Origin of the sequence: Methylophaga sp. UBA3613 (genome assembly GCF_002375415.1) — a bacterium.
In the GTDB taxonomy this organism is placed as follows: domain Bacteria; phylum Pseudomonadota; class Gammaproteobacteria; order Nitrosococcales; family Methylophagaceae; genus Methylophaga.
This window is the reverse complement of record NZ_DFLS01000008.1, coordinates 41,553-64,582: the sequence shown is the minus strand read 5'-3', so window position 1 is coordinate 64,582 and position 23,030 is coordinate 41,553. Positions and strand designations below refer to the sequence as shown.

The following is a 23,030-nucleotide window of genomic DNA, read 5'->3' as shown; positions in this document are numbered from 1 at the left end:
ACTGTAAACCTATGACCGCTTACTCTTTCCAAAGGTAGCATATCAAGAATAATCGGGAACAATAAGATGGTATACGTCGATCGCGATGAAAAGGGTCACATAATTGGAGTTTTTAATTCCCCACAGAGCGATGATAGTCACTACATCTCTCCACAAGCCCCCGAATTACTTGAGTTCCTTGGTCAATCCAACCGCCAGGAAGATATTCAAACGATACTTACAGCCTCAGACATGGCGATGGTAAGGGTTATTGAAGATCTGGTGAACACGCTGATAGACAAAGGGGTGATTTTATTTACTGACTTACCTGAGGCAGCGCAACAAAAATTAGTTCAGCGTGAAAAGATTCGCCATCATCTTAGTTCATTGGAAAATTTAATGAACGAAGATGAAGGCTTGCTATAGGGCTTGTTGATTTTTCATATCCACGACTGCTGGCAGCGATGGAAGATTAACACTCCCAAAGCTATTTCTTTTTAATCCGACTGGCTATTATTCGCTTGCGTTTTTCCTGTGGATTCTCTGCCGGCTTCTTCCGTTCTCTAAACGGATTATCACTGGTCTTAAACTCAATCATCACCGGTGTTCCCTGCAATTTGAGTGCAGTACGGAAATAATTTTCCAAATAACGTCGATAGCTGTTTGGCGTCGCTTCTGTCTGATTACCATGGATAATGATACGGGGAGGATTTTTACCGCCTAAATGGGCATAACGGTATTTAATCCGGCGTCCGTTAACCAATGGTGGTTGATGATCGGCAACAGCCTCTTCCAATACTCTGGTTAATTGTGGCGTAGGAATTTTAGCTAAGGCTGAGCCATACGCAGTTTTTACAGATTTAAGTAATAAGCCAACACCACTGCCATGCAAAGCCGAAATGAAATGCGTCTTGGCAAAACTCAAAAACGGCAAACGACGCTCAATATTGGTTGCAACCCATTCACGTTCCTGTTTCTCTAGACCATCCCATTTATTGACTGCGATAACCACAGCGCGGCCACTTTCGATAATCAGCCCAGCCAGATGCAGATCCTGATCCACAACACCCTGGTGCGCATCTAATACTAACAAAACCACATTAGCCGCCTCGATGGCTTGCAGGGTTTTTACAATGCTGAATTTCTCCAGCGCTTCGGAGACCTTGGAACGGCGTCTGACACCTGCTGTATCGATTAGGATGTAGTTCGTGCCATCCTTTTCAAATGGAATATAGATACTATCCCGGGTAGTGCCCGGTTCATCAAAAGCCACAACACGGTCTTCGCCGAGCAGACGATTGACCAGCGTTGATTTGCCTACATTTGGTCTACCCACAACGGCGAGACGAATATCACCTGACGTATCTTCTTCTTTTTCATCTTCTTCAGATTCAACAATACGAATAGCGGGTAAATCACGCATAAGGGTATTCATTAAATTACTGATGCCACGTCCTTGAGTCGCAGAAATGACTTCCGGTTCACCCAGCCCAAGCCGATAAAAATCTGCTGCCGCCAGCTCTTTTTGCTCGCTTTCAGTTTTATTGATAACCAGTAAAACCGGCTTACCAACATTGCGTAACTGTTTTGCTATCAATTCATCAGCGGGGACAACACCGGTTTTGCCATCAACTACAAATAGAATCAGATCGGCTTCCATAATCGCCAGTTCAGCCTGTTTGCGCATCAGGTCTGACATATCGTCACCCTGTATGGTCAAACCACCTGTATCGATAAGAATGAATTCCGCTTCATCATGACGCGCATTGCCGTATATCCGATCACGGGTCAAACCGGCATGATCTGCTACCAACGCATTGCGCGTCTTGGTCAGACGATTAAATAACGTGGATTTGCCAACATTCGGCCGCCCAACAAGAGCAATAACAGGTTTCACAGTTAGGGGATCCGAATGGCGGAAAGCTTGCCGCCTGTAGTCATGACGTAAAGCACACCATCACGAACGATGGGTTGGCTGCGAATAGGATCTTTATCCAGTCTTTGACGAGCAACAAAACGACCATCGGAACGTGCCACCCAGTGTAAATAACCTTCAAAGTCACCTACCACCACATATTCACCGGCAATGACTGGCGCGGTAATGTTTCGTCTTAGCAATAATGTCTGACGCCATAAAGAATCACCAGATCCGTCAGCGATTGACCATAGATAACTTTGATCATCACTCACATAAACAGCATCCGTTGACGCTACCGCAATACCGGTTGCAGAGGACATTTCTCGGTCCCATAGGGTTTGTCCGGTATCCGTATCCATTACTGCTAAATTACCCTGAAAAGCGACAACATAAATCATACCGTTTTGGATCACCGGGTCGGCATCGATATCGACCAATCGCTCTAACTCAGTACGACCACTTGGCACAGCGACACTTTTTTCCCAGATAACTTTGCCATCATTGAGAGAGAGTGCAACTAACTTACCATTATCATATCCAGCAAAAACTGTTTGTCCGTCAATCACAGGAGCGCTAACACCACGAAGACTCAAAAGTGGTACGGCGCGTTGATAATTCCACAGAATATTGCCGCTGCTTGCTGAAATCGCTGTTAAACGACCATCTGCTGTTCTCACAACAACGCTATCGCCACCGACTTTTGCCGGGGCAAGGACTTCACTGCTGAGACGCTGACGCCAGAGTTCATCACCGGTGCTGTCATCCAAAGCGACTACTTCCCCACTCTGAGAACCAACAACGATCAGACCTTCTCCGCCACCAACACCCGACGCAACAGGCATATCTAATTTGCTGCGCCATTCACGTCGGCCATTTTCAATATTATGGCTGCGAACATCTCCTTCATGATCCACGGTGACAATGGAGTCACCTTGAATCCAGGGCGCAAGATTTGAATACTCTGATCCAGCACCATCACCAGTACCCGTTGACCAGAGAGTTTTGGGTTCGAACTCTACTTGAAATTCAGTAAGTTCAGTTGGCGGAGCTTCGTAACTGTCAGCCGCAAAGAATTCTTTTACTGTTCCACAACCAGCAAGCGCCATCAGAGCAAAGCCAACAACGGTATTTCGGATTACATTAGCTTTCATTAATAACGGCCACATCATCACGCTTCATTTCCAGGAGAGTTTTACGAGGGTCATCAGCATCCATACTTGAAATAGATTCGACATAAGCTTCATAGGCTTCTGTTTTATTTTCCTGTGCAAGATAAATATCACCTTTGAGTTCAGCAAATAAAGAAACAAATCCTTCAGAAACAGTTTGTTGGGTCAATTCCAAAGCTTTTGCGTATTCGGCCTGATCAACCAATACACGAGCCATACGTAATCTGGCCAAATCTTTCTGGGCGTTCAGTTTTGCCTGATCAACAGTCCACTGTAAATATTCCAATGCCGCTACAGTTTGGTCATTGCGCACTTGTTCAGCAGCCAGCTCCAGCGAAGCAAATGCAGCATATGGAGTAGCAGAATGTGTTTGCATGAGTTCCTGGGTCAAGTCTTCAGCAGCTGTTAAATCAGCATTACTGATGTTCATCTGAACTTGTTGGTACATTGCTGCAGCCTGCTCAGTCTTGGCTTGTTGAAAATTAATCCAATAACGACCACCAAAAATTATTGCACCACCTAAAACCACACCGGTTACTACTGAACGGCCGTTTTCCCGCCACCAATTCTTTATCGCTTCGCCTTTTTCATCATCCGATGCGTAGATATCCATCGTTTTCTCCTTGCTTACAGCAATTTAAGGATAGTTAAGCCATCACTTTTTCGTAAGTGAATTAAAGTGCCAGATTATACGTGTTTATCCGCTGATTGTGCTAACCATGGCAGCACCAGCCAATCGCACCATATAAGTGCCATTAAATATAAAATCGCACCATAACAGTTCAATTTATAAGAATTCACTGAATAGCAAAAACTCTAGATGCTTGTTTTATATGATTTTGTCTAAATTGGTGCAAGTCTTGCTATTTTGGTGCTTGCTCAACACTAATTATAAGGAAAACTAATTGTGCAAAACGCAAGCGACGTACTTTTTATATTAATAGGCGCCATTATGGTGCTTGCCATGCATGCTGGCTTCGCCTTTCTTGAAGTCGGTACCGTAAGGAAAAAAAATCAGGTTAATGCTTTGGTCAAAATTATCACTGACTTTGGCGTTTCCACTATTGCTTACTTTTTTATCGGCTATGGAATTGCTTATGGTTTGAATTTTTTTGAACCTTCGCCATTACTCACCGAAAACAATGGCTATGCCTTAGTGAAATTTTTCTTTTTATTAACATTTGCCGCAGCAATACCTGCCATTGTCTCCGGTGGTATCGCCGAACGGGCAAAATTCAATCCTCAATTGATTGCCACATTTTTGATTGCAGGCTTTGTCTATCCAGTATTTGAAGGCATCAGCTGGAATGGCTTATTTGGTATTCAGAATTGGCTGGAAAATCAATTTGGCGCGGCGTTTCACGACTTTGCCGGTTCTATCGTAGTTCATGCTGTTGGTGGATGGATAGCCTTGGCAGCCGTTCTGTTGCTAGGTCCAAGACACGGACGTTATGGCAAGCAAGGCGAAATATATGCTCACCCACCATCAAATATTCCTTTTCTGGCGCTAGGCGCATGGATCCTGACCGTAGGCTGGTTTGGTTTTAATGTAATGTCGGCTCAGGAAGTTGAAGGCATCAGCGGGCTGGTAGCCATTAACTCATTAATGGCGATGGTTGGAGGTACTCTGGCAGCCTGTTTTATTGGTCGTAATGACCCAGGGTTTGTCCATAATGGTCCACTTGCCGGTTTAGTGGCAATTTGTGCTGGCTCAGACATCATGCACCCCCTTGGTGCATTGGTAACAGGTTCGCTTGCCGGAGCTATTTTTGTCATCACTTTTACTCTGGCACAGAATAAATGGAAAATTGATGACGTTTTAGGTGTATGGCCACTTCATGGGTTATGTGGCGTATGGGGGGCTATTGCTGCCGGTATTTTCGGAAAGGTCGCCCTGGGTGGAATGGGCGGGGTCAGCCTGGCTTCTCAGTTTATCGGAGCGGCCATTGGTGTAGGTATTGCGTTTATCGGTGGTCTTATTGTCTATGGCGGTTTGAAAGCCACTATGGGACTTAGATTAAGTACAGAAGATGAATTCAATGGGGCAGATTTGAGTATTCATAAAATCAGCTCAACCCCGGCAAACGATTAAGGTTGCTTATCAACTCATCGTCATCCGGTAGGAAACTACCGGATGATGCCACCTTGTTGCTTATCCAGAAACTCCATAAAGATTGTCAGTTCTTCAGCTTCCTGTTTAATACTATGCAAGCGTTCTCGTGCTTCTTCCATGCGCAAACCTGAACGGTAAACCAGTTTGTACGCCTGACGGATATTGCGAATCTGGTTATCAGTAAAAGCGCGTCTCCGCAGTCCTTCAACGTTAATTCCGACAGGTTCAGCCATGTGTCCGGAAACCAGAACATAAGGTGGAACATTGCGAGATATAACGCTGCCCATCGCACTGAAACTATGTGATCCAAGATGATTAAACTGACTCACCAGTGTAAACCCTCCAAGGATAACATGTTGATCAACAATGACATGTCCCGCCAGAGAGGCGTTATTAGCAAATATATTGTCATCGCCAATAATGCAGTCATGGGCAATATGCACATAGGCCATGATCCAGTTATTACTGCCGACTCTGGTAACTCCACCACCCTGCACTGTACCGCGATTGATGGTCACAGATTCCCGGATCAGATTATTATCACCGATTTCCAGTAGAGTTGGTTCTCCGTGATATTTCTTATCCTGAGGTTCTTCACCTATCGATGAGAACTGAAATATACGATTATTACGACCAATTCTGGTCGGACCATTTATTACCACATGTGAGGCTATTTCGGTACCTGAAGCGATTTCGACATTCGCTCCGATAATACTGTAAGCACCGATGATCACATCATCAGCAATTTTGGCACCAGGATCGATTAAGGCTGTTTGATGAATCACGAAGGCATTTCTTGGTTAACACACATAATATCAGCACTGACAACGACTTCGCCGCCAACAGTAGCCTGAGCGTAAAATTTCCATAAATTACGTTTATTTTTAATTAACTTTACTTCTAAACGCAACTGATCACCCGGTTCGACAGGTTTTTTAAAACGTGCGTTATCAATGCCTGCCAGATAATACAGGGCATCATCAGAACGAATTTGGTCTGCCGTTTTAAAGGCCAGTAATCCTGTAGCCTGAGCCAATGCTTCAAGAATTAACACACCAGGCATAATCACACGTTGTGGAAAATGTCCGGTGAAGTGTGGTTCGTTAAAGCTGACATTTTTGATACCAACCAGATGCTCACCTGGTGTAAATTCAATCACCCTGTCAATCAACAGGAAGGGGTATCGATGTGGCAGTAAGCGTTGAATCTCATGTATGTCAATGGTGTTCAATCTGATTATCCTTTAGGATTTATATTTTTGCGTGCAGTAATCTTACGTTGAGACACTGATGCGGTAAAGCCAAGCCAGCCATCCAGCAATGAAAATCCATTACTCCAGCTTGGCCTCCAATTGTTTTATTTTGTCATTTAATTTATCAAGTTGTCGGTATCGAATAACATTACGATGCCAATCTCTGGTCGGTTCTGCTGGAATACCTGATGAGTAGGAGCCTGCTGTCAGTATTGATTTAGTCACCATACTCATACCGGTTATTTGCACGCCATCTGTTATTTCGATATGTCCGGCAATCCCTGTTCCACCACCAATCGCACAATGCGATCCTACGTGCGTACTACCAGAAATACCGACACAACCTGCAATAACAGTATGCTCGCCAATAAAGACGTTGTGACCAATTTGGATTTGATTATCCAGCTTCACACCATTACTGATAATAGTGTCGTCAATTGCGCCACGATCAATCGTCGTGTTCGCCCCGATTTCGACATCATTACCGATAATTACTGACCCGACCTGAGGTATCTTCAGCCAGAGACCATTTTCATTCGCAATACCAAAACCATCTGCACCAATAACAACCCCAGGATGAATACGGACACGCTCACCAATATGTACTTTTCGGCATAAAGTCACATTGGCAATCAACCTGCTATCAGCGGCAATAGAAACATTGTTTTCGATAACACAGCCAGGACCGATATCGACATTGTCACCAATTTGAACGTTGTTGCCGATATAGACCTGTGCTGATATACGTGCCGATTCCGCTATTTGACAGTTTTCGCCAATGACAGCGCTCGGATGAATACCTATTGGAGACTGCTCTTCGGGATATAACAACGAGGCAGCTTTTGCATAAGCAACGTAAGGATCTTTGATGACCAATGCATTCGTCTGAAGTTCAGCCAAATCATCAGGTGACACAATCACACAACCTGCTGAAGTTGATTTAAGATACTGACGATATTTGGTATTTGCCAAAAAACTGATGTCAGTATCCTTTGCATTCTGCAGGGTACCGACACCGGTTATCACTTTGTCTGCATTGCCAACCAGTTTTGCACCAATTTCAGATGCAATTTTTGCTAAAGTCCACACCACATCCAGATTCTTATTTCGCTTTAAGTTTTTCCAGCACTTTAGAAGTTAAATCTGCCTTTTCACTGGCAAAAATGACACCTTGATAAAGCACCAAATCATAGGATTCTTTTTTGGCAAGCTCGACGATGGTTTCGGCGATCTCTTCTTCTAACTTGCGTAATTCTTCATTGCGACGAATAGACAAGTCTTCACTGTACTCATCCTGAAGGCGTTTCAGTTCACGTTGATCATTAATGATCTTGCGCTCCTGGACCTGGCGGTCCTCATTACTGAGAACAGCAGCGTCACGGTTTAGTTTTTCCTGAGCTGCACGTAATTCTTTGTGTTTGTTTTCGAGTGATTTGCTACGAGCTGAAAATTCTTTTTCCAAACGGGCTAAAGCACGTTCTTTTTGGGGCGATTGATCTAATACAACACTGGCATTAACCACGCCAATTTTCATTTCTTCAGCAAATACTGGGCTAACCATTAAAGAAGCCAATATAAGGCCAACAATCTTGATTTTTTTCACTCTTAACTCCGATAGTTAAATTAAAATGTCGATCCTAATGAAAACTGGAACACTTCCGTTTCATCATCCGGCTGATCACGCAAAGGAGCAGCAATACTAAACGACATTGCGCCAAATGGTGAAATCCAAATCGCTGATAAGCCGGTTGAATAGCGCAGCAAGTCAGCTTCAAAACTTTGATCGACATCATATACGTTACCCACATCCACGAATGTGCTCAAGCGGAAAGAGCGTAAAGCTTTTTTCATGAATGGGATGGGGAAAATAATCTCTGCACCGCCGGTGACCATTAAATTACCACCCAAAGGTTGGTCAGCTTCTCTGACGCCCAGTGTATTCGCTCTAAAACCTCTTACGCTACGAATACCACCGGCATAAAAGTTCTGGAAGAAAGGAAACTCGTTACTATCACCATAGGCTTTACCGTAGCCAAGGTCAGTCCGCAACGCAAATGTAAAGGTATCACTCAGTGGTGTATACCAGTTATTGCGATAGCGTAGTTTATAATACTGTAAGTCGCCGATAGGTGTGGCAACCTCAGCAGAAAGACTTTGTGATAACCCTTTTGTAGGTAATATTGCATTATCACGGGTATCGCTGGACCACCCCAGTGTTACCGGGAATGCATGGAAAGAATCACCTTCAGTTTCGATAAAATCATCATAACGGGTAATATCATTATTGCTAGGAACATCCAGCTGGGTATTTTCATAACCGAAGGCCAGATTAATGCGGTTGTTTTCCGAGATAGGAATACCAAAATTAATGTCACCACCGAATACGTCCGTGGTGTAATTTGCAATATTCGCTTCAAAGGCATCGGTTTCACGGTAAAACAGGTTAAAACCCTGACTGATACCATCTACTGTCGCAAATGGATTGGTGTAACCAAAGCTGTAAACAGTATTAACCCGGCTGTTGTTAAAACCGAAACGAATATGTTTACCACTACCCATAAAGTTCTTCTGGGTCACATTGGCATTAAAGATAATGCCGTCAGACTGCGAATAACCAATACCCGCTGACAAGCTGCCTGAGGCCATTTCGGTTACATTGAAATCCAGATCGACCTGATCAGATGTTCCGGCAACAGGCAGAGTTTCAACGTTTACATCTTCAAAATAGCCCAAACGTGAGATACGTTCTCTTGACCGTTCAACATCACCGGTAGAAATCCAGGCGGATTCCTGTTGACGCATTTCCTGACGCAGTACCTCATCACGGGTTTTACTGTTACCAGAAATATTGATACGGCGCACATAAGCCCGACGGCCGGGATCAACAAAGAAAGTCAGATTAACTTCGCGTGTTTCACGATCAATATCCGGGACTGCGTTAACGTTGGCAAAGGCATAACCATCATTTCCCAGTCGATCAGTCAGCCTTTCAGAACTTGAAGTAATGGCTTTTCTGGAAAACACTGAGTTTTTACGAATGGTGACCAGATCAAATAACTCTTCTTCCGGCACAATCAGATTGCCCGCCAATCTTACTTCATTGATTTTATAACGTTCACCTTCCGAAATATTTATCGTAATGAACATCTGTTTTTTATCATCAGAAATCGTTACCTGAGTGGACTCGACTGTAAAATCAACATAACCACGATCCAGATAAAAAGAACGCAAAGACTCAAGATCAGCTGATAACTTTTGCCGTGAGTACTGATTATCTTTGGTTAATGATGATAGCCAGCCCCCCGTTGTCGATTCCAACTCGTCCAGCAACTCGTCTTCATCGTATGATTTATTGCCGACAATGTTGATCTCACCAATCGTCGCAACCACGCCTTCAGCCATGTTAATACGGACGGCTACCCGATTACGCGATAGCGGAGTAACCTCAGAGCTAATATTCACACCATATTTACCACGACTGAAATACTGACGTTGTAACTCCAGCTCAACCCTTTCCAGCATCGCCTGCTCAAATACCTGACCTTCAGCAAAACCAATCTGACGCAATGATTTTAATAATTCATCACTGTCCAAATCTTTGTTACCAATAAACTCAATACTGGAAATCGCTGGGCGCTCAATTACTGTGATGACTAAAACGCCTTCATCGCGTTCAACCTGCACATCATTAAAGTATTTTGATTTAAACAGTGAGCGAATGATGCCTCTAACATCATTTTCAGTCAGTTCATCACCGACTTTAACCGGTAAAAAGTTGAAAACGGTACCTGCAGAGATTCTTTGCAACCCCTCCACCCGGATATCTTTGATAATAAATTCCTCGGCCCAAGCTGCGGAGGATAACAAGATGAGCGTCAATGCTGTGATGATTTGTTTCATTGTTGTTTTACAGTCAGTCAGCCGAAGAAATCGTAAGTGTACCTGCAATGTTTCGATTAGCCAATGAGTCGGGCGATGTCATTTGTAAAAGCGAATACCATTAGCAGAAGAATCAGGAATAATCCTATTTTTTGTCCCTGGATTTGTACTGATTCGGGCAAAGGCTTGCCACGAACCCATTCAAAAAAGTACATCAGCAAATGGCCACCATCAAGTACCGGAACTGGAAGTAAATTCAGAATCCCTAAACTGATGCTGATCATTGCCAGAAAACTGATAAAAGCAATTAAGCCCTGTTGCACAGAATCCCCGGCAAACTGGGCAATAGCAATAGGCCCGCCAAGATTGTCACTGGAAACCGTACCTATAAGCATGCCCCATAAGCCACTTAAGGTGGTGACACTGAACTGCCAGGTTTGGCTGAACGCCTGGGGGATCGCCGCCAATGGGCCATAACGTAATTCTGATCTTAATTCTGCGGGGATTTCATAGCCTTCGGTATTGACTGCCGCACCTATCCGACCGACATTATTTTCATCTGCGACAGGAGTAATATCGAGCTGTTCAACTTGTCCATCACGAAGAATTTCAATACTCATTTCTTCATCAGCACTGCTTTGAATGAGAGCGACCCAAGCCTGCCAGCTGGATAATTGTTTTCCATCAGCTGAAATTAATTCATCACCTGTTTGTAAGCCCGCCCTTTCCGCCGGGCTATCAGCCACAATTTCACCCAGAATCGGGGGCATATCGGGTTGCACGGTTTTGATACCTATCTGACTAAACAGTGATCCAGCATCATCCAGCCCAAGTTTTGGCAATGTTAGTTGTTTGGTACTTTCAATATCAGTAATGCGGGTAGTCAGGGTAACGGTTTCACCGGACAGCGCGAACTTCAACCATTGCTGAAACAAGCTGTTAACTGTCGGCGTTGCTTTGCCATTGACGGCTATAATTTCTTCACCAGGGATGAGCTGTGCCATCGCAGCTGGAGAATCAGCTGTTACATCATCAATGATCGGCTTTAAACCGGGCACACCGGTAACCATGATGACCCAATAGGCAAAGACGGCAAATAACAGGTTTGCGATCGGTCCGGCAGATACAATTGCAACCCGGTTTCGTAACGGTTGACGATTAAATGCCTGGTCAAGCTCTGCTTCCGCTACTGGTGCTTCTCGTTCATCCAGCATTTTGACATAGCCACCTAATGGCAATGCTGCGATGACAAATTCAGTGCCGTTTTTGAGTTGTTTTGACCAGAGTTTTTGTCCAAAGCCAACTGAAAAGCGTAGTACTTTCACGCCACATCTTCTTGCCACCCAATAATGGCCGAATTCATGGATGACCACCAGCAAGCTGAGGGCAATAATAAAAAAGATTAATGATTGCATAAAATCTTAGTCTGCTTTTGGGCAGCCTCTCTTGCCAGCTTATCGGCAGACAATATCTGTTCCAGTGAATCAGCTGATGTTGCAGGTATGCTTTCCAACACGTCCGCAATGACCCGGGCAATATCAGTAAATTTGATTTGCTGTTGCAGGAACGCTTCTACCGCCACTTCATTTGCCGCGTTAAGAATGGCGGTGCTGGTACCACCGATGTTCAATGCCTTATAGGCCAGTGCCAGACAGGGGAAACGTTCAAAATCTGCAAAGGCAAAATCAAGTCTCCCTGCTTTGACCAAATCCAATGGTTCAACACCTGAATCAATTCGTTCTGGCCAGGCCAGGGTATTGGCAATAGGTGTACGCATATCGGGATTGCCCATCTGCGCCAGCACTGAGCCATCTATATAATCTACCATTGAATGAATAATACTTTGACGATGCAATACAACTTCAATCTTGTCACTCGGCATACCAAACAGCCAATGCGCCTCAATAACTTCCAGCCCTTTATTCATCATGGTGGCTGAATCAACCGAGATTTTCTGCCCCATCGACCAGTTGGGATGGGCTACCGCTTGTTCGGGTGTTACTGCTTCCAAATCTGCAATATCCCAATCACGGAATGGACCACCTGACGCGGTCAAGATAATACGGCGAATACCTTTGTTATCAAACTGATACTGTTGGCTTTCGCCTACAGGCATACATTGCCATATGGCATTGTGCTCACTATCAACAGGAAGCAAAACAGCATTATTTTCCTGCACTTCGCGCATGAGTAATGCACCACTCATCACCAAGGCTTCTTTGTTTGCCAGCAGGATTCTTTTTCCTGTTTTGGCTGCTGCCAGAGTTGGCAATAACCCAGCAGCGCCCACAATAGCGGCGACCACGATATCCGTTTGGTCAGTACTGGATATTCTCTCCAAAGCCTGCATACCGCTTTGTACTTCAATGGCCACGCCAGCAGCATCGAGTTTGGTTTTAAGTTTTTCAGCAGAATCCGGGCATAGCATCACCGCGACTGCGGGCTGAAATCGCAGACATTGCTCAAGCAAAGCATCCACTGATTTATTCGCTGCCAGCGCATAGACCCGGTACTTTTCGGGATGGCGGTTTAACACGTCCAGGGTACTGATGCCAATGGAACCGGTCGATCCCAGAATAGTAACTTGCTGCATCAAAACTGCCCTGTCAACCATATTAACGCAGCAAAGAAAGGTACAGCAGCCAGCAGACTATCCACGCGGTCCAGCATTCCACCATGCCCCGGTAATAAATGGCCGCTGTCTTTTATCTGATAGCTTCGTTTAAACAAGCTTTCAAATAAATCACCACTAACGGAAATGAGGCCAGTTAAAACACTGATAAAAATCCATAATGGCAGTGATACAAACTTAGAAATGCCCATAAAATAGGACAATATGCTCCAAAGCATGACCAACACTATTGCCCCTATAAGCCCTTCAAGTGTCTTATTAGGACTGATCGCTTTAGCAAGGGCATGTTTACCCCAACGCTTACCCGCAAAATAACCACCCGTGTCTGCAAGCCATACACTGATTAATACATATAACACCAGCCATGGACCGTTGCCGGCAATACCGTGTAACCAGACGGCACTGTAAACAAATAACAAAGCAACTAGCATGCTGAGTAGATAAGTCACGAATTTATTATGAAAAAGCTGAGCGAGAGAGTTGGGTAATGGCCGGTGGGCAAATAAAACAATGATAAAACTGATCAGCATCCAAAAGACCAAACCAGTTAGCAGCATATAATTTATCCCTGCCATCGCCAATAGCGCCAACAGAGCGGCAATGAACGACAAACTGGCAAGCACTTTGATGAGCGGTTGCATCTGCGCCATGGAAAGCCATTCCCACATTGCCATCAAGGTCACCACCGTGAGCAAGCCAATCATCCCCATAGTCGGTAACAGCAAAATTGCCATCACAACTAAAGGAATCAACAAAGCGGCAGTTAATAAGCGCTGTTTAAGCATCTTCTTGCCCAGTGAGTTGCTCTGAGGTTCGACCAAACCGACGCTCCCGGCTGGAAAATGAGTCAATCGCATTATCCAGATCCTGAGCTTTAAACTCAGGCCATAGTTTGTCGGTAAAATAGAGTTCGGTGTAGGCCAGCTGCCACATCAGGAAGTTACTGATGCGCTGTTCTCCCCCCGTACGAATAAACAAATCCGGTTCGGGTAAATCTGCAGTAACCAGGTGGCTGGCAATGACACTTTCGTCAACCTGTTCAGGTTGCATTTCACCGGATTTAATTTTGAAAGCAATTTGTTGGACCGATTGGGTGATATCCCAGCGTCCACCATAGTTAGCTGCAATATTGAGAATCAAACCATCATTTTCTGCGGTTAATGCCGTCGCATCCACAATCCGCTGCTGTAATGCATCTGAGAACCGGCTCAAATCACCAATAATATTTAAACGGATATTATTTTTATGCAGCCGTTTAACCTGATTATCCAGTGCATGACTGAATAACTCCATCAATAAATTGACTTCTTTACCGGGCCGACGCCAGTTTTCGCTACTGAAGGCAAACAAACTGAGGACTTCTACTCCACTCGCCACACAGTGTTTAACAATACCTTCCACCGCTCTGACGCCAGCGCGATGCCCCATAAACCTGGGTTGTAACCGTTGTTTCGCCCATCGACCATTGCCATCCATAATGATAGCAATGTGTCTCGGAATGGAGCGATTAGAAGAATTCATCAGTTTGGCTAAACCATAATGGCTTAGACTGCCATCAAATCGGTTTCTTTTTCAGCCAGTACGTCATCAATCTGTTTGATAGTGCTATCGGTCAACTTCTGGATAGCTTCCTCAGCGCCACGTTGCTCATCTTCAGAAATAGCTTTTTCTTTCAACAAGTCCTTCAGACTGCCGTTTGCATCGCGTCGAATATTACGTACCGCAATACGTGCATTTTCAGCTTCAGACTTAGCCACTTTGACCAAATCCTTACGACGCTCTTCTGTTAACGGTGGGATTGGTATACGAATGGTCATGCCGGCGCTGTTTGGGTTGACCCCCAAATCAGAAGTCATGATGGCTTTTTCAATCACCGCCACCATGTTTTTTTCCCATGGCGCAACTGTGATCGTTCTTGAATCTTCAATGCCGACACTGGCCACCTGACTGAGTGGAACGTCGGAGCCGTAATATGGCACTGAGACATGATCTAATAAACTGGTATGTGCACGCCCTGCACGGATTTTCGCCAGTGCAGTACTCAGAGCGGCAACGCTTTTCTGCATCCGGTCTGCTGCATCTTTTTGAATATCATTAATCATGATTTGTCCTATTTCACCAATGTTCCAACATTTTTACCGTAAAGAATATCTGTCAGATTACCGTACTTATGCACATCGAATACTCGTAATGGCATCTTCTGTTCCTGACACATCACCACTGCTGTGGTGTCCATTACGCCGAGTCGATTATTGATCACTTCATCATACGATAAAGTGTCATAACGGACGGCATCTGGATTCTTACGCGGGTCTGCATCATAGACGCCATCAACCTGAGTAGCTTTCAGCATCAGTTCGGCACCAATTTCAACAGCACGTAAACTCGCCGCTGAATCGGTCGTAAAAAATGGATTACCAGTCCCGGCAGCAAAAATAACGACCCGACCTTTTTCCAAATGCCGAATAGCACGACGACGCAAATAATCTTCGCAAACTTCATGAATACGGATTGCAGACATGACACGACAGAATGTTCCATTACGCTCCAGAGCATCCTGCAGTGCCAGTGCATTTAATACTGTCGCTAACATACCCATATGATCAGCACTGACTCTATCCATACCGCTGGCAGCTAAACCTGCACCACGGAAAATATTGCCACCACCGATCACAATACCGAGCTGAACCCCTTGGGCATTCAGCTCGGTTATTTCTTGGGCAAATCGGGAAATCACTTCTGGTTGAATGCCATACTCAGCATTCCCCATTAAAGCCTCACCACTCAGTTTGAGTAAGACGCGCTTATAAACTGGCTGACTTCCCGTTTCTGTCATATTTAGTTTCCCCGTGCCTGAGCCATAACCTCTTCTGCAAAGTTATCGACTTTCTTTTCGATACCTTCACCGACTTCAAAACAGGCAAAACCTTCAACCGTTGCACCAGCTTGTTTAACCAGTTTTTCAACTGTGACATCAGGGTCTTTAACAAATGCTTGTCCGAGCAGACTGATTTCGTTAACAAACTTGCTCATACGACCTTCAATCATTTTTTCAACAATTGCTTCAGGCTTGCCGCTTTCGCGCGCCTGAGTTGCCACGATATCGCGTTCTTTCTGTAACAGATCTTCTGACAGTTCATCAGCTGATACGGCTTGAGGACGGCTGGCAGCAACATGCATTGCCAAATCTCTCGCCAGTTCTTCATTTCCACCGTTCAATTGAACCAGCGTACCGATACGATCACCGTGACGGTAAGCACCAATTACACCATTATCAGTATTCATCAAAGTAAAGCGACGGATTTGGATATTTTCACCAATTTTCGCAACCAATGACTGACGAACGGTATCAACACTTTCGCCATTGCTCAGAGGCAATTGCAATAATGTTTCCAGATCCGCTGGTTGAGCTTCCAGAACTTTTTGTGACACGGCACTAACGAAGTTGATAAAATCATCTGCCTTGGCAACAAAGTCAGTTTCAGAATTCACTTCCAACATAACCGCTTGTTTGTTATCTGCACTGGTTTCAATTGCGATAATACCTTCAGCAGCGATACGGTCAGATTTTTTATCGGCTTTGGCCAGACCAGATTTACGCATCGCTTCAATTGCGGCATCAATGTCACCGTTCGATTCAACCAATGCTTTTTTACATTCCATCATGCCGGAGCCAGTACGCTCACGCAGTTCTTTTACTAAAGCTGCAGTTATAGCCATTTTTTGTAACCCTTAAAATCAATTTTTGTGAACGGCCTGTTTTCAGACCATACATACAACACAGGCCCGCTTTACAGCGAGCCTGTTTAAGTCATTATCAGAGCTTATTCAGCTGCTGCTGGAGCATTTTCTTCCGCAACTTCAACAAACTCTTCTTCGGCATTACCCGTGGTGACCGATGCACGGCCTTCCAAAACGGTATCAGCAATGTTTGCTGTGTAAAGACGGATGGCACGCATTGAATCGTCGTTACCTGGGATGACATAGTCCACACCATCAGGATTACTGTTGGTATCGACAACAGCAATTACAGGAATACCCAGTTTGTTTGCTTCTTGAATCGCGATACGCTCATGATCAACGTCGATAACAAATAAAGCATCAGGCAGGTTACCCATTTTTCTGATACCACCGATACTTTTTTCCAGTTTTTCCTGTTCACGTGACAGGTTCAGAACTTCTTTCTTTTTCAAACCTTCGGTTTTACCTGATTCAATCATCGCCTGAATGGCTTCAAGACGTTTGATTGATTGGCGAACAGTTTGATAGTTTGTCAGCATGCCGCCTAACCAGCGACGGTTGACATAAGGCATACCACAACGTTCAGCATCTTCACGGATAGCATCCTGTGCAGCACGTTTGGTGCCGACGAATAGAATACGACCTTTTTTAGAAGCCAGTTTACTGACGTAGTTTAATGCATCGTTGAACATTGGCAGACTGTGCTCAAGGTTAACGATATGAATGTTGTTACGCTTACCAAAGATGAAAGGACCCATTTTCGGGTTCCAGTAACGTGTTTGGTGACCGAAGTGAACGCCTGCTTCAAGCATTTGGCGCATTGTAATTTTAGCCATGATTATACCTATATATATGGGGTTAAACCTCCACGTACCCCAGCTATCGACTGATCTGAATTTACAGACAGCACCCCGAAAACTGTGTCGGCACGTGTGTGATTTTGCCTTTGCTAAGGCGCGCATATTATTCCACAGTTACTGATTAAAACAAAGCATATACCGTCGACACAGTGGATTAAGCCAGTTTGCTGGCAGTTCAGCGGTTTTTGCGGCAAACTATGCTTTCTCTTTTTATCGTTAACAGTAATCAGGATCTGGCATGGGCGTGACCATTAAAACAGCCGAAGAAATCGAAAAAATGCGTGTGGCAGGAAAACTCGCCGCAGACGTTCTGACCATGATCGAACCACATGTGGTTGCGGGAATCACCACTGATGAATTGAACATTATTTGTCATGATTATATTGTTAATGAACAAAAAGCCATCCCTGCCCCACTAAACTATCATGGCTTCCCTAAGTCTATCTGCACCTCAGTCAATCATGTTATCTGTCACGGTATCCCCAGTGATAAAAAGCTCAAAGATGGCGACATCATTAATATCGATATAACGGTTATAAAAGATGGTTATCACGGCGATACCAGTAAAATGTTTCATGTGGGCAAGACCTCGATTCTGGCGCAACGCCTGTCTCGAGTAGCCCGTGAATGTATGCTGATAGGGATTGATATGGTTAAACCCGGCATCAAGCTGGGTGATATTGGTCATGCTATTCAGCAACACGCGGAGAATGAGCATTTTTCAGTTGTCAGAGAATATTGTGGACATGGCATTGGGCAGGTCTTTCATGAAGAGCCTCAAGTTTTGCATTACGGGATGCCGGATACCGGGATGACATTACAAACCGGCATGACATTTACCATTGAACCGATGATCAATGCAGGTAAACGACAGGTACGTCAGCTTCCGGATGGCTGGACCGTAGTGACCAAAGATCGTTCTTTGTCTGCACAGTGGGAGCACACTATTCTGGTGACTGATGATGGTCATGAAATTCTAACCCTTCGGGACGAAGAACGCTCATAGGAGCAATCAACCATGGCAATTGCTGCTCAATCTGTCTGGGAGTTTGGCCAGGCGGATAATGCGACAGGCTGTCGCGATATTCTCGCCAAAGCCTCACAACACCTAAAAAAATGTTTTTTTGAAGATCAGGCAGATATTGATTGGCTGGTACATCAGCAAGCGCATTTTGTAGATGAGGTCCTGCAGTTTCTATGGCAAAAACATCTGGCGACTGAAACGACTGTCAGTCTGATTGCCGTTGGCGGTTACGGACGAGGTGAATTACATCCACACTCGGATATCGACCTACTGGTATTACTGGATGATTCAGTGGCTGAAACACCTCCTGAAGCACTATCTGTATTCCTGACCCAACTGTGGGATATCGGTCTGGAGATTGGTCATAGTGTTCGTACCATTGGCGAATGCCGCCAGCAGGCAGAAGACGATATCACTATAGCCACCAATCTGCTTGAAGCACGGTTTTTATCCGGCAATCGGGTGTTGTTTGATCAATTACAGCAATTAACTGTTTCCAACAAAACCTGGGATAACCGGCTTTTTTATGAACGGAAAAAACAGGAACAGATCCAACGTCATCATAAATACAATGATACCGGTAATAACCTTGAACCCAATCTAAAAGAATCGCCAGGTGGTCTTCGGGATATTCAGGTTATTAACTGGGTGGCACAACAGCATTTTGATGTCCGAAACCTGCAAGGTCTTAAGTCCAAGGGATTTCTGGCAGAGAGTGAGTTCGAGGTACTGCAACAGTCACGGCGTTTTTTATGGCGTGTACGTTTTGCCCTGCATCATCAGGCTGGCCGTAAACAAGAAAAATTGATGATTGATCATCAGCGTGAACTGGCCAAGCAACTGGGCTATGTTGAAACCAACAGCCGTATGGCTGTTGAACATTTCATGAAAGATTATTATCGGACAGTCCGTGCAGTGGGTCAGATGAATGCCCTGCTGTTACAACTGTTTGAAGAGAATATTATTCTGGCGGATGAGCCTCGGGACATTGAACCGATAAATCGTCGTTTCCAATCCCATAATGGATATCTGGAAACCATTAACTCTGGTATTTTCGCTTACTATCCCTATGCTCTGCTCGAAGTGTTTTTGATTTTGCAGCAACATCCGCATATCAAAGGAATTCGTGCCTCGACCATTCGTCAGATACATGCCCATCTGCATTTAATTGATGGACGTTTTCGTGCCGATATCAGAAATCGCAGCCTGTTTATGGAAATCATCCGTCAACCAAAAGGGGTGACCCATGAATTCCGACGCATGAACCAGCTCGGGGTTCTAGGTGCGTATTTGCCTGAGTTTGGTCGAATTGTCGGGCAGATGCAGCATGATTTATTTCATGCTTACACCGTAGATGAACACACCCTGTTTCTGGTGGGAAATTTACGTCGATTTTCCTGCTCCGAATTCAAGGATGAATTTCCGCTTTGTTCAGAAGTCTTCTATCAACTGCCAAAACCTGAATTACTTTACATTGCCGGCATTTATCATGATATTGCCAAAGGTCGTGGTGGCGATCACAGTATTTTGGGGGTTCAGGATGTAGAGCGATTTTGTACCCAGCATAATCTGAGTGATTACGATACCAGCATTGTCACTTTTCTAGTTCGTCAACATCTTGCAATGTCGTCCACCGCCCAGAAGAAAGATCTGGAAGATCCAGAGGTCATTCAGGACTTTGCTGAATTAGTTGGCAGTGTGAACAGATTAAATTATCTGTATCTGCTGACGGTGGCAGACATTCGGGCAACCAATAATAATCTTTGGAATGGCTGGCGTGATTCGTTACTCAAGCAGCTTTATCACAGTACCCATCAATGGTTGGAACATACCGAAGCCCAGGCGAAAAGTACTCAGGAGAAAAGCCATAAAAAGTATCAGCTGGCATTAGATAAACTCACTGAAATGGGATGGCCACCACAAGACATTACGACTTTGTGGCACACCTACGAGCTAGATTATTTTCTTCGACATTCAGTTGAGGAAATCGTCTGGCAAACCAATGGCAGATTGGAAAATCCAGATCAAGAACCCTTGATTCTGATTCGTCCACACAACGATAAACTAACACTTGAATTATGTATATTCACGCATGATCGCCGAGGTCTGTTTGCAGCAATGACAGCCTGTCTGGAACAGTTGCAACTAAATATCTTGGATGCAAAAATCAACATCGGTAATGATGGCAATGCCTTAAATACCTTTATCGTTAATGGTGCACAACTACGTTATGAAGACATAACCAACGCCCTGCATAAACAACTGGCTCGTGACAAATTAACTTCAGGCTATAAACCGCAATTAATGCCACGAACCACAAAATTGTTTAAAACTGAGCCGGTCATTAAGTTTTCAGCAAATCCTCAAAAAACACATACTGTCATGGAGCTTTATACCCATGATCGACCTGGATTGTTATCCACTGTAGCTCAGGTTTTTTTGATGCATCAAACACAAGTTATTAATGCCAAAATGGTCACTCTGGGCGATCAGGTCGAAGATGTCTTTTTTATTACTAATTTTCACGATCAATCATTAAATGATAGCGAGCAAAGTAATCTATTAACTGATCTCAAAGAACAACTGTTACTATAATAACAACATAAAACACAATCTATCTAAACTAATGCTCATCGGGATAATAGTAGTCATTATCATTGAACTTCCGACTATCTACTTTGAAAGCTGAGGCTCTTAATAATTTAAACCCTAACGACTCTTTCTTACCCTTTACCACAGCATCGTTCGGAAAACGTTTCAATAATTTGTCAAGTCTATCGATCTCTTCTTGAATTATTTGTTGGTATCTTGCCCGAATATACGTCTGTACATTTAATTGATGATTACTTCCATCATGGAAAATGGTAATCCTAGGCTGCCAAGTATATTGAGCATATTTGTTAATACACTCTGCTTTATTAACTAAACTGACCTTCATCTCACAAAGTGCATGAAAAACACGGTGATGAAAAAAAATGTGGTTTCCTTTCCTGTGATAAAGATTAGGTTTAAATGTATATGTATCTATAAAAGCAGCAATAGAACGGTTTTCGTGAGGCACTAATGTTTCTGGCAAATCCTCAGTATTTTTGAATCCACTCCAGCTTTCGGGTATATAAGACAAATCCCATACTCCATCTTCATATATTTCTTCCGGCATATGGAATTCATCACATCCATCAATTAATGGAGAGACTCTGTATTCTTTTTTGAAAACTTCTTTATCTGGGATAATTTCATTTACAAGACCAATAAATAAATGATTTGCATAAAAAAATGCATTTCCTGCTGTGTCTAAACTTGTCATAAGCTTCTCCTAATGAAAAAACCTAGACTAGCTTATGAAAAGTAAATTGCAAGAATATTTTACAATACAAAATTTTGTATTTATAAGTTTGTATTTATATCACTGTCAATTATGTAAATTTAAAATGTTAAAGCGACATTTTATTGCTGGTATAAACTGCCTTTTTGTAAACGCGCAGGCGACATAATATTTTGTCGCATTAACGTAAGTAGTAATGTTAATACTTGCATAATTAGCATTTGCTTATACATTAATTTTTAGCAGTTAACGCTTGTAAGTGCCTTTTTGTGAAAAATATGAATAAATTTGCTTTTTTCAGTTAAATCTTCGTCAAAAAAATTTCTTCTTACGAGCATGAGATGAGATATTCTGAATTTTTTTGCGCAAAATTTGATTCGCGTATTTTTTTCGAGACAAAAATCTAAATTGTTATATTTTGATAATGTTCGGATAGGGGTTATATGTTCGATATGGGTTTCGATATAACTCAACGCATAAAAAATATCGATTCCTGTCTTAGGCTTGAGATCCTCGACTCGATTAATACATAGCTAACAAATAGCTAATTAAAATTTCCTACTTGAATATTCTTATTTTGGCCAACTGCTAATCAAGCCAGATTCCCATTGATAATAAAGTTAAGCGACGTTTTTACTGCCATGTTCGGGTGATCGACCAAGCGACATAATATTTTGTCGCATTAACGTAAGTAGTCGTTATATTTGATCACTAAAGAGGTTTTCAAAAATTATGACATGAACCCTTCTTTTTCTGTAGCTTGAATTTCCTGAAAAAAGTTTAACGATAGAGGATTAATGAGCTTAAGATAACATCAATGTACAACCAAGTTGACTGTGTGCTGTTATTAATAAGTTGATTAAAACTCACTCACAAAAATAGCTGCAAATGGTTTGGGCATTCTCTCACGAAAATACCCCTTTTGATTGCTAACAAGCCTATACCCGTTAATATCCATATCTTCATTTGCATGTGTATGGACAACACCAGACATCAGCATAGTTAAGTAAATCATCACAATCCGAAATAAATGCAGCCACCATCTCATCCATCTGAAAATCAGGATGATGGCACAACAAGCTTGGTGCATGATGCGTCACAACGTCCGTCTTACCATCAAATGGCTCTTTGAGCTGCT

At 43.5% G+C, this 23,030-nt stretch carries 21 protein-coding genes; 4 read left to right on the top strand and 17 right to left on the bottom strand.

What is annotated here, in order from left to right:
- The first annotated feature begins 66 nt into the window (after nucleotides 1-66).
- Nucleotides 67-405 (top strand): hypothetical protein, encoded by a 339-nt coding sequence (locus tag B3S93_RS10115; RefSeq protein WP_292401770.1) that lies wholly within the window; start codon nucleotides 67-69, stop codon nucleotides 403-405.
- 61 nt (nucleotides 406-466) lie between these two features.
- Here B3S93_RS10115 and der read toward each other — a convergent pair whose 3' ends face one another.
- The 3 genes from der to B3S93_RS10100 are packed head-to-tail and all read right to left on the bottom strand — an operon-like array spanning nucleotide 467 to nucleotide 3,679.
- Complete coding sequence (gene der, locus B3S93_RS10110; protein WP_292401767.1) at nucleotides 467-1,876, bottom strand: ribosome biogenesis GTPase Der; 1,410 nt, start codon at nucleotides 1,874-1,876, stop codon at nucleotides 467-469.
- 2 nt (nucleotides 1,877-1,878) lie between these two features.
- Nucleotides 1,879-3,048 (bottom strand): outer membrane protein assembly factor BamB, encoded by a 1,170-nt coding sequence (gene bamB / locus B3S93_RS10105; RefSeq protein WP_292358008.1) that lies wholly within the window; start codon nucleotides 3,046-3,048, stop codon nucleotides 1,879-1,881.
- Entirely contained in the window at nucleotides 3,038-3,679 is a 642-nt protein-coding gene (locus B3S93_RS10100) for a YfgM family protein (protein WP_292358006.1), read from the bottom strand. The genes bamB and B3S93_RS10100 overlap by 11 nt, the downstream gene beginning before the upstream one ends.
- 294 nt (nucleotides 3,680-3,973) lie before the next feature.
- Between B3S93_RS10100 and B3S93_RS10095 the strand changes: the two genes are divergently transcribed.
- Nucleotides 3,974-5,158, top strand: coding sequence for an ammonium transporter (locus B3S93_RS10095; RefSeq protein ID WP_292358004.1), 1,185 nt, complete (start codon nucleotides 3,974-3,976; stop codon nucleotides 5,156-5,158).
- A 35-nt stretch (nucleotides 5,159-5,193) separates the two neighbouring features.
- On the opposite strand, the gene lpxA is transcribed toward B3S93_RS10095, so the two are convergent.
- From lpxA to rpsB, 13 genes are all read right to left on the bottom strand, one after another.
- Entirely contained in the window at nucleotides 5,194-5,964 is a 771-nt protein-coding gene (lpxA, locus tag B3S93_RS10090) for an acyl-ACP--UDP-N-acetylglucosamine O-acyltransferase (RefSeq protein WP_292401765.1), read from the bottom strand.
- Nucleotides 5,961-6,410 carry a 3-hydroxyacyl-ACP dehydratase FabZ gene (gene fabZ, locus B3S93_RS10085; RefSeq protein WP_292401762.1) on the bottom strand — a complete coding sequence of 150 codons (450 nt, stop codon included), beginning with the start codon at nucleotides 6,408-6,410 and terminating at the stop codon, nucleotides 5,961-5,963. The genes lpxA and fabZ overlap by 4 nt, the downstream gene beginning before the upstream one ends.
- A 99-nt stretch (nucleotides 6,411-6,509) precedes the next feature.
- On the bottom strand, nucleotides 6,510-7,523 hold the full coding sequence (gene lpxD, locus B3S93_RS10080; protein ID WP_349677836.1) for a UDP-3-O-(3-hydroxymyristoyl)glucosamine N-acyltransferase: 1,014 nt from the start codon (nucleotides 7,521-7,523) through the stop codon (nucleotides 6,510-6,512).
- 10 nt (nucleotides 7,524-7,533) lie between these two features.
- Nucleotides 7,534-8,034 carry an OmpH family outer membrane protein gene (locus B3S93_RS10075; RefSeq protein ID WP_292357999.1) on the bottom strand — a complete coding sequence of 167 codons (501 nt, stop codon included), beginning with the start codon at nucleotides 8,032-8,034 and terminating at the stop codon, nucleotides 7,534-7,536.
- A 20-nt stretch (nucleotides 8,035-8,054) separates the two neighbouring features.
- On the bottom strand, nucleotides 8,055-10,331 hold the full coding sequence (gene bamA, locus B3S93_RS10070; protein ID WP_292401759.1) for an outer membrane protein assembly factor BamA: 2,277 nt from the start codon (nucleotides 10,329-10,331) through the stop codon (nucleotides 8,055-8,057).
- A 56-nt stretch (nucleotides 10,332-10,387) separates the two neighbouring features.
- Nucleotides 10,388-11,725 (bottom strand): RIP metalloprotease RseP, encoded by a 1,338-nt coding sequence (gene rseP, locus B3S93_RS10065; RefSeq protein ID WP_292401756.1) that lies wholly within the window; start codon nucleotides 11,723-11,725, stop codon nucleotides 10,388-10,390.
- On the bottom strand, nucleotides 11,713-12,903 hold the full coding sequence (gene ispC, locus B3S93_RS10060) for a 1-deoxy-D-xylulose-5-phosphate reductoisomerase (protein WP_292401753.1): 1,191 nt from the start codon (nucleotides 12,901-12,903) through the stop codon (nucleotides 11,713-11,715). Before ispC ends, rseP begins: the two co-directional genes overlap by 13 nt.
- On the bottom strand, nucleotides 12,903-13,799 hold the full coding sequence (locus B3S93_RS10055; RefSeq protein ID WP_292401750.1) for a phosphatidate cytidylyltransferase: 897 nt from the start codon (nucleotides 13,797-13,799) through the stop codon (nucleotides 12,903-12,905). Before B3S93_RS10055 ends, ispC begins: the two co-directional genes overlap by 1 nt.
- Nucleotides 13,720-14,463 carry an isoprenyl transferase gene (locus B3S93_RS10050; RefSeq protein ID WP_292401747.1) on the bottom strand — a complete coding sequence of 248 codons (744 nt, stop codon included), beginning with the start codon at nucleotides 14,461-14,463 and terminating at the stop codon, nucleotides 13,720-13,722. The genes B3S93_RS10055 and B3S93_RS10050 overlap by 80 nt, the downstream gene beginning before the upstream one ends.
- A gap of 23 nt (nucleotides 14,464-14,486) precedes the next feature.
- Complete coding sequence (frr, locus tag B3S93_RS10045) at nucleotides 14,487-15,044, bottom strand: ribosome recycling factor (RefSeq protein WP_292357988.1); 558 nt, start codon at nucleotides 15,042-15,044, stop codon at nucleotides 14,487-14,489.
- Between the two features lie 8 nt (nucleotides 15,045-15,052).
- Nucleotides 15,053-15,778, bottom strand: a complete 726-nt coding sequence (pyrH, locus tag B3S93_RS10040; protein WP_292357986.1) for a UMP kinase — start codon at nucleotides 15,776-15,778, stop codon at nucleotides 15,053-15,055.
- Between the two features lie 2 nt (nucleotides 15,779-15,780).
- Nucleotides 15,781-16,662 carry a translation elongation factor Ts gene (tsf, locus tag B3S93_RS10035; protein ID WP_292357984.1) on the bottom strand — a complete coding sequence of 294 codons (882 nt, stop codon included), beginning with the start codon at nucleotides 16,660-16,662 and terminating at the stop codon, nucleotides 15,781-15,783.
- A 104-nt stretch (nucleotides 16,663-16,766) separates the two neighbouring features.
- Nucleotides 16,767-17,519: a 30S ribosomal protein S2 gene (gene rpsB, locus B3S93_RS10030; RefSeq protein WP_292357983.1), complete on the bottom strand. Its 753-nt coding sequence runs from the start codon at nucleotides 17,517-17,519 to the stop codon at nucleotides 16,767-16,769.
- A 262-nt stretch (nucleotides 17,520-17,781) separates the two neighbouring features.
- On the opposite strand from rpsB, the gene map reads away from it, so the two are divergent.
- Both map and glnD read left to right on the top strand, forming a co-directional pair.
- Nucleotides 17,782-18,549 (top strand): type I methionyl aminopeptidase, encoded by a 768-nt coding sequence (gene map / locus B3S93_RS10025; protein ID WP_292401745.1) that lies wholly within the window; start codon nucleotides 17,782-17,784, stop codon nucleotides 18,547-18,549.
- Between the two features lie 12 nt (nucleotides 18,550-18,561).
- Complete coding sequence (glnD, locus tag B3S93_RS10020; protein ID WP_292401742.1) at nucleotides 18,562-21,162, top strand: [protein-PII] uridylyltransferase; 2,601 nt, start codon at nucleotides 18,562-18,564, stop codon at nucleotides 21,160-21,162.
- Nucleotides 21,163-21,190: 28 nt separating this feature from the next.
- Here glnD and B3S93_RS10015 read toward each other — a convergent pair whose 3' ends face one another.
- On the bottom strand, nucleotides 21,191-21,874 hold the full coding sequence (locus B3S93_RS10015; protein ID WP_292401739.1) for a hypothetical protein: 684 nt from the start codon (nucleotides 21,872-21,874) through the stop codon (nucleotides 21,191-21,193).
- Nucleotides 21,875-23,030 lie beyond the last annotated feature (1,156 nt).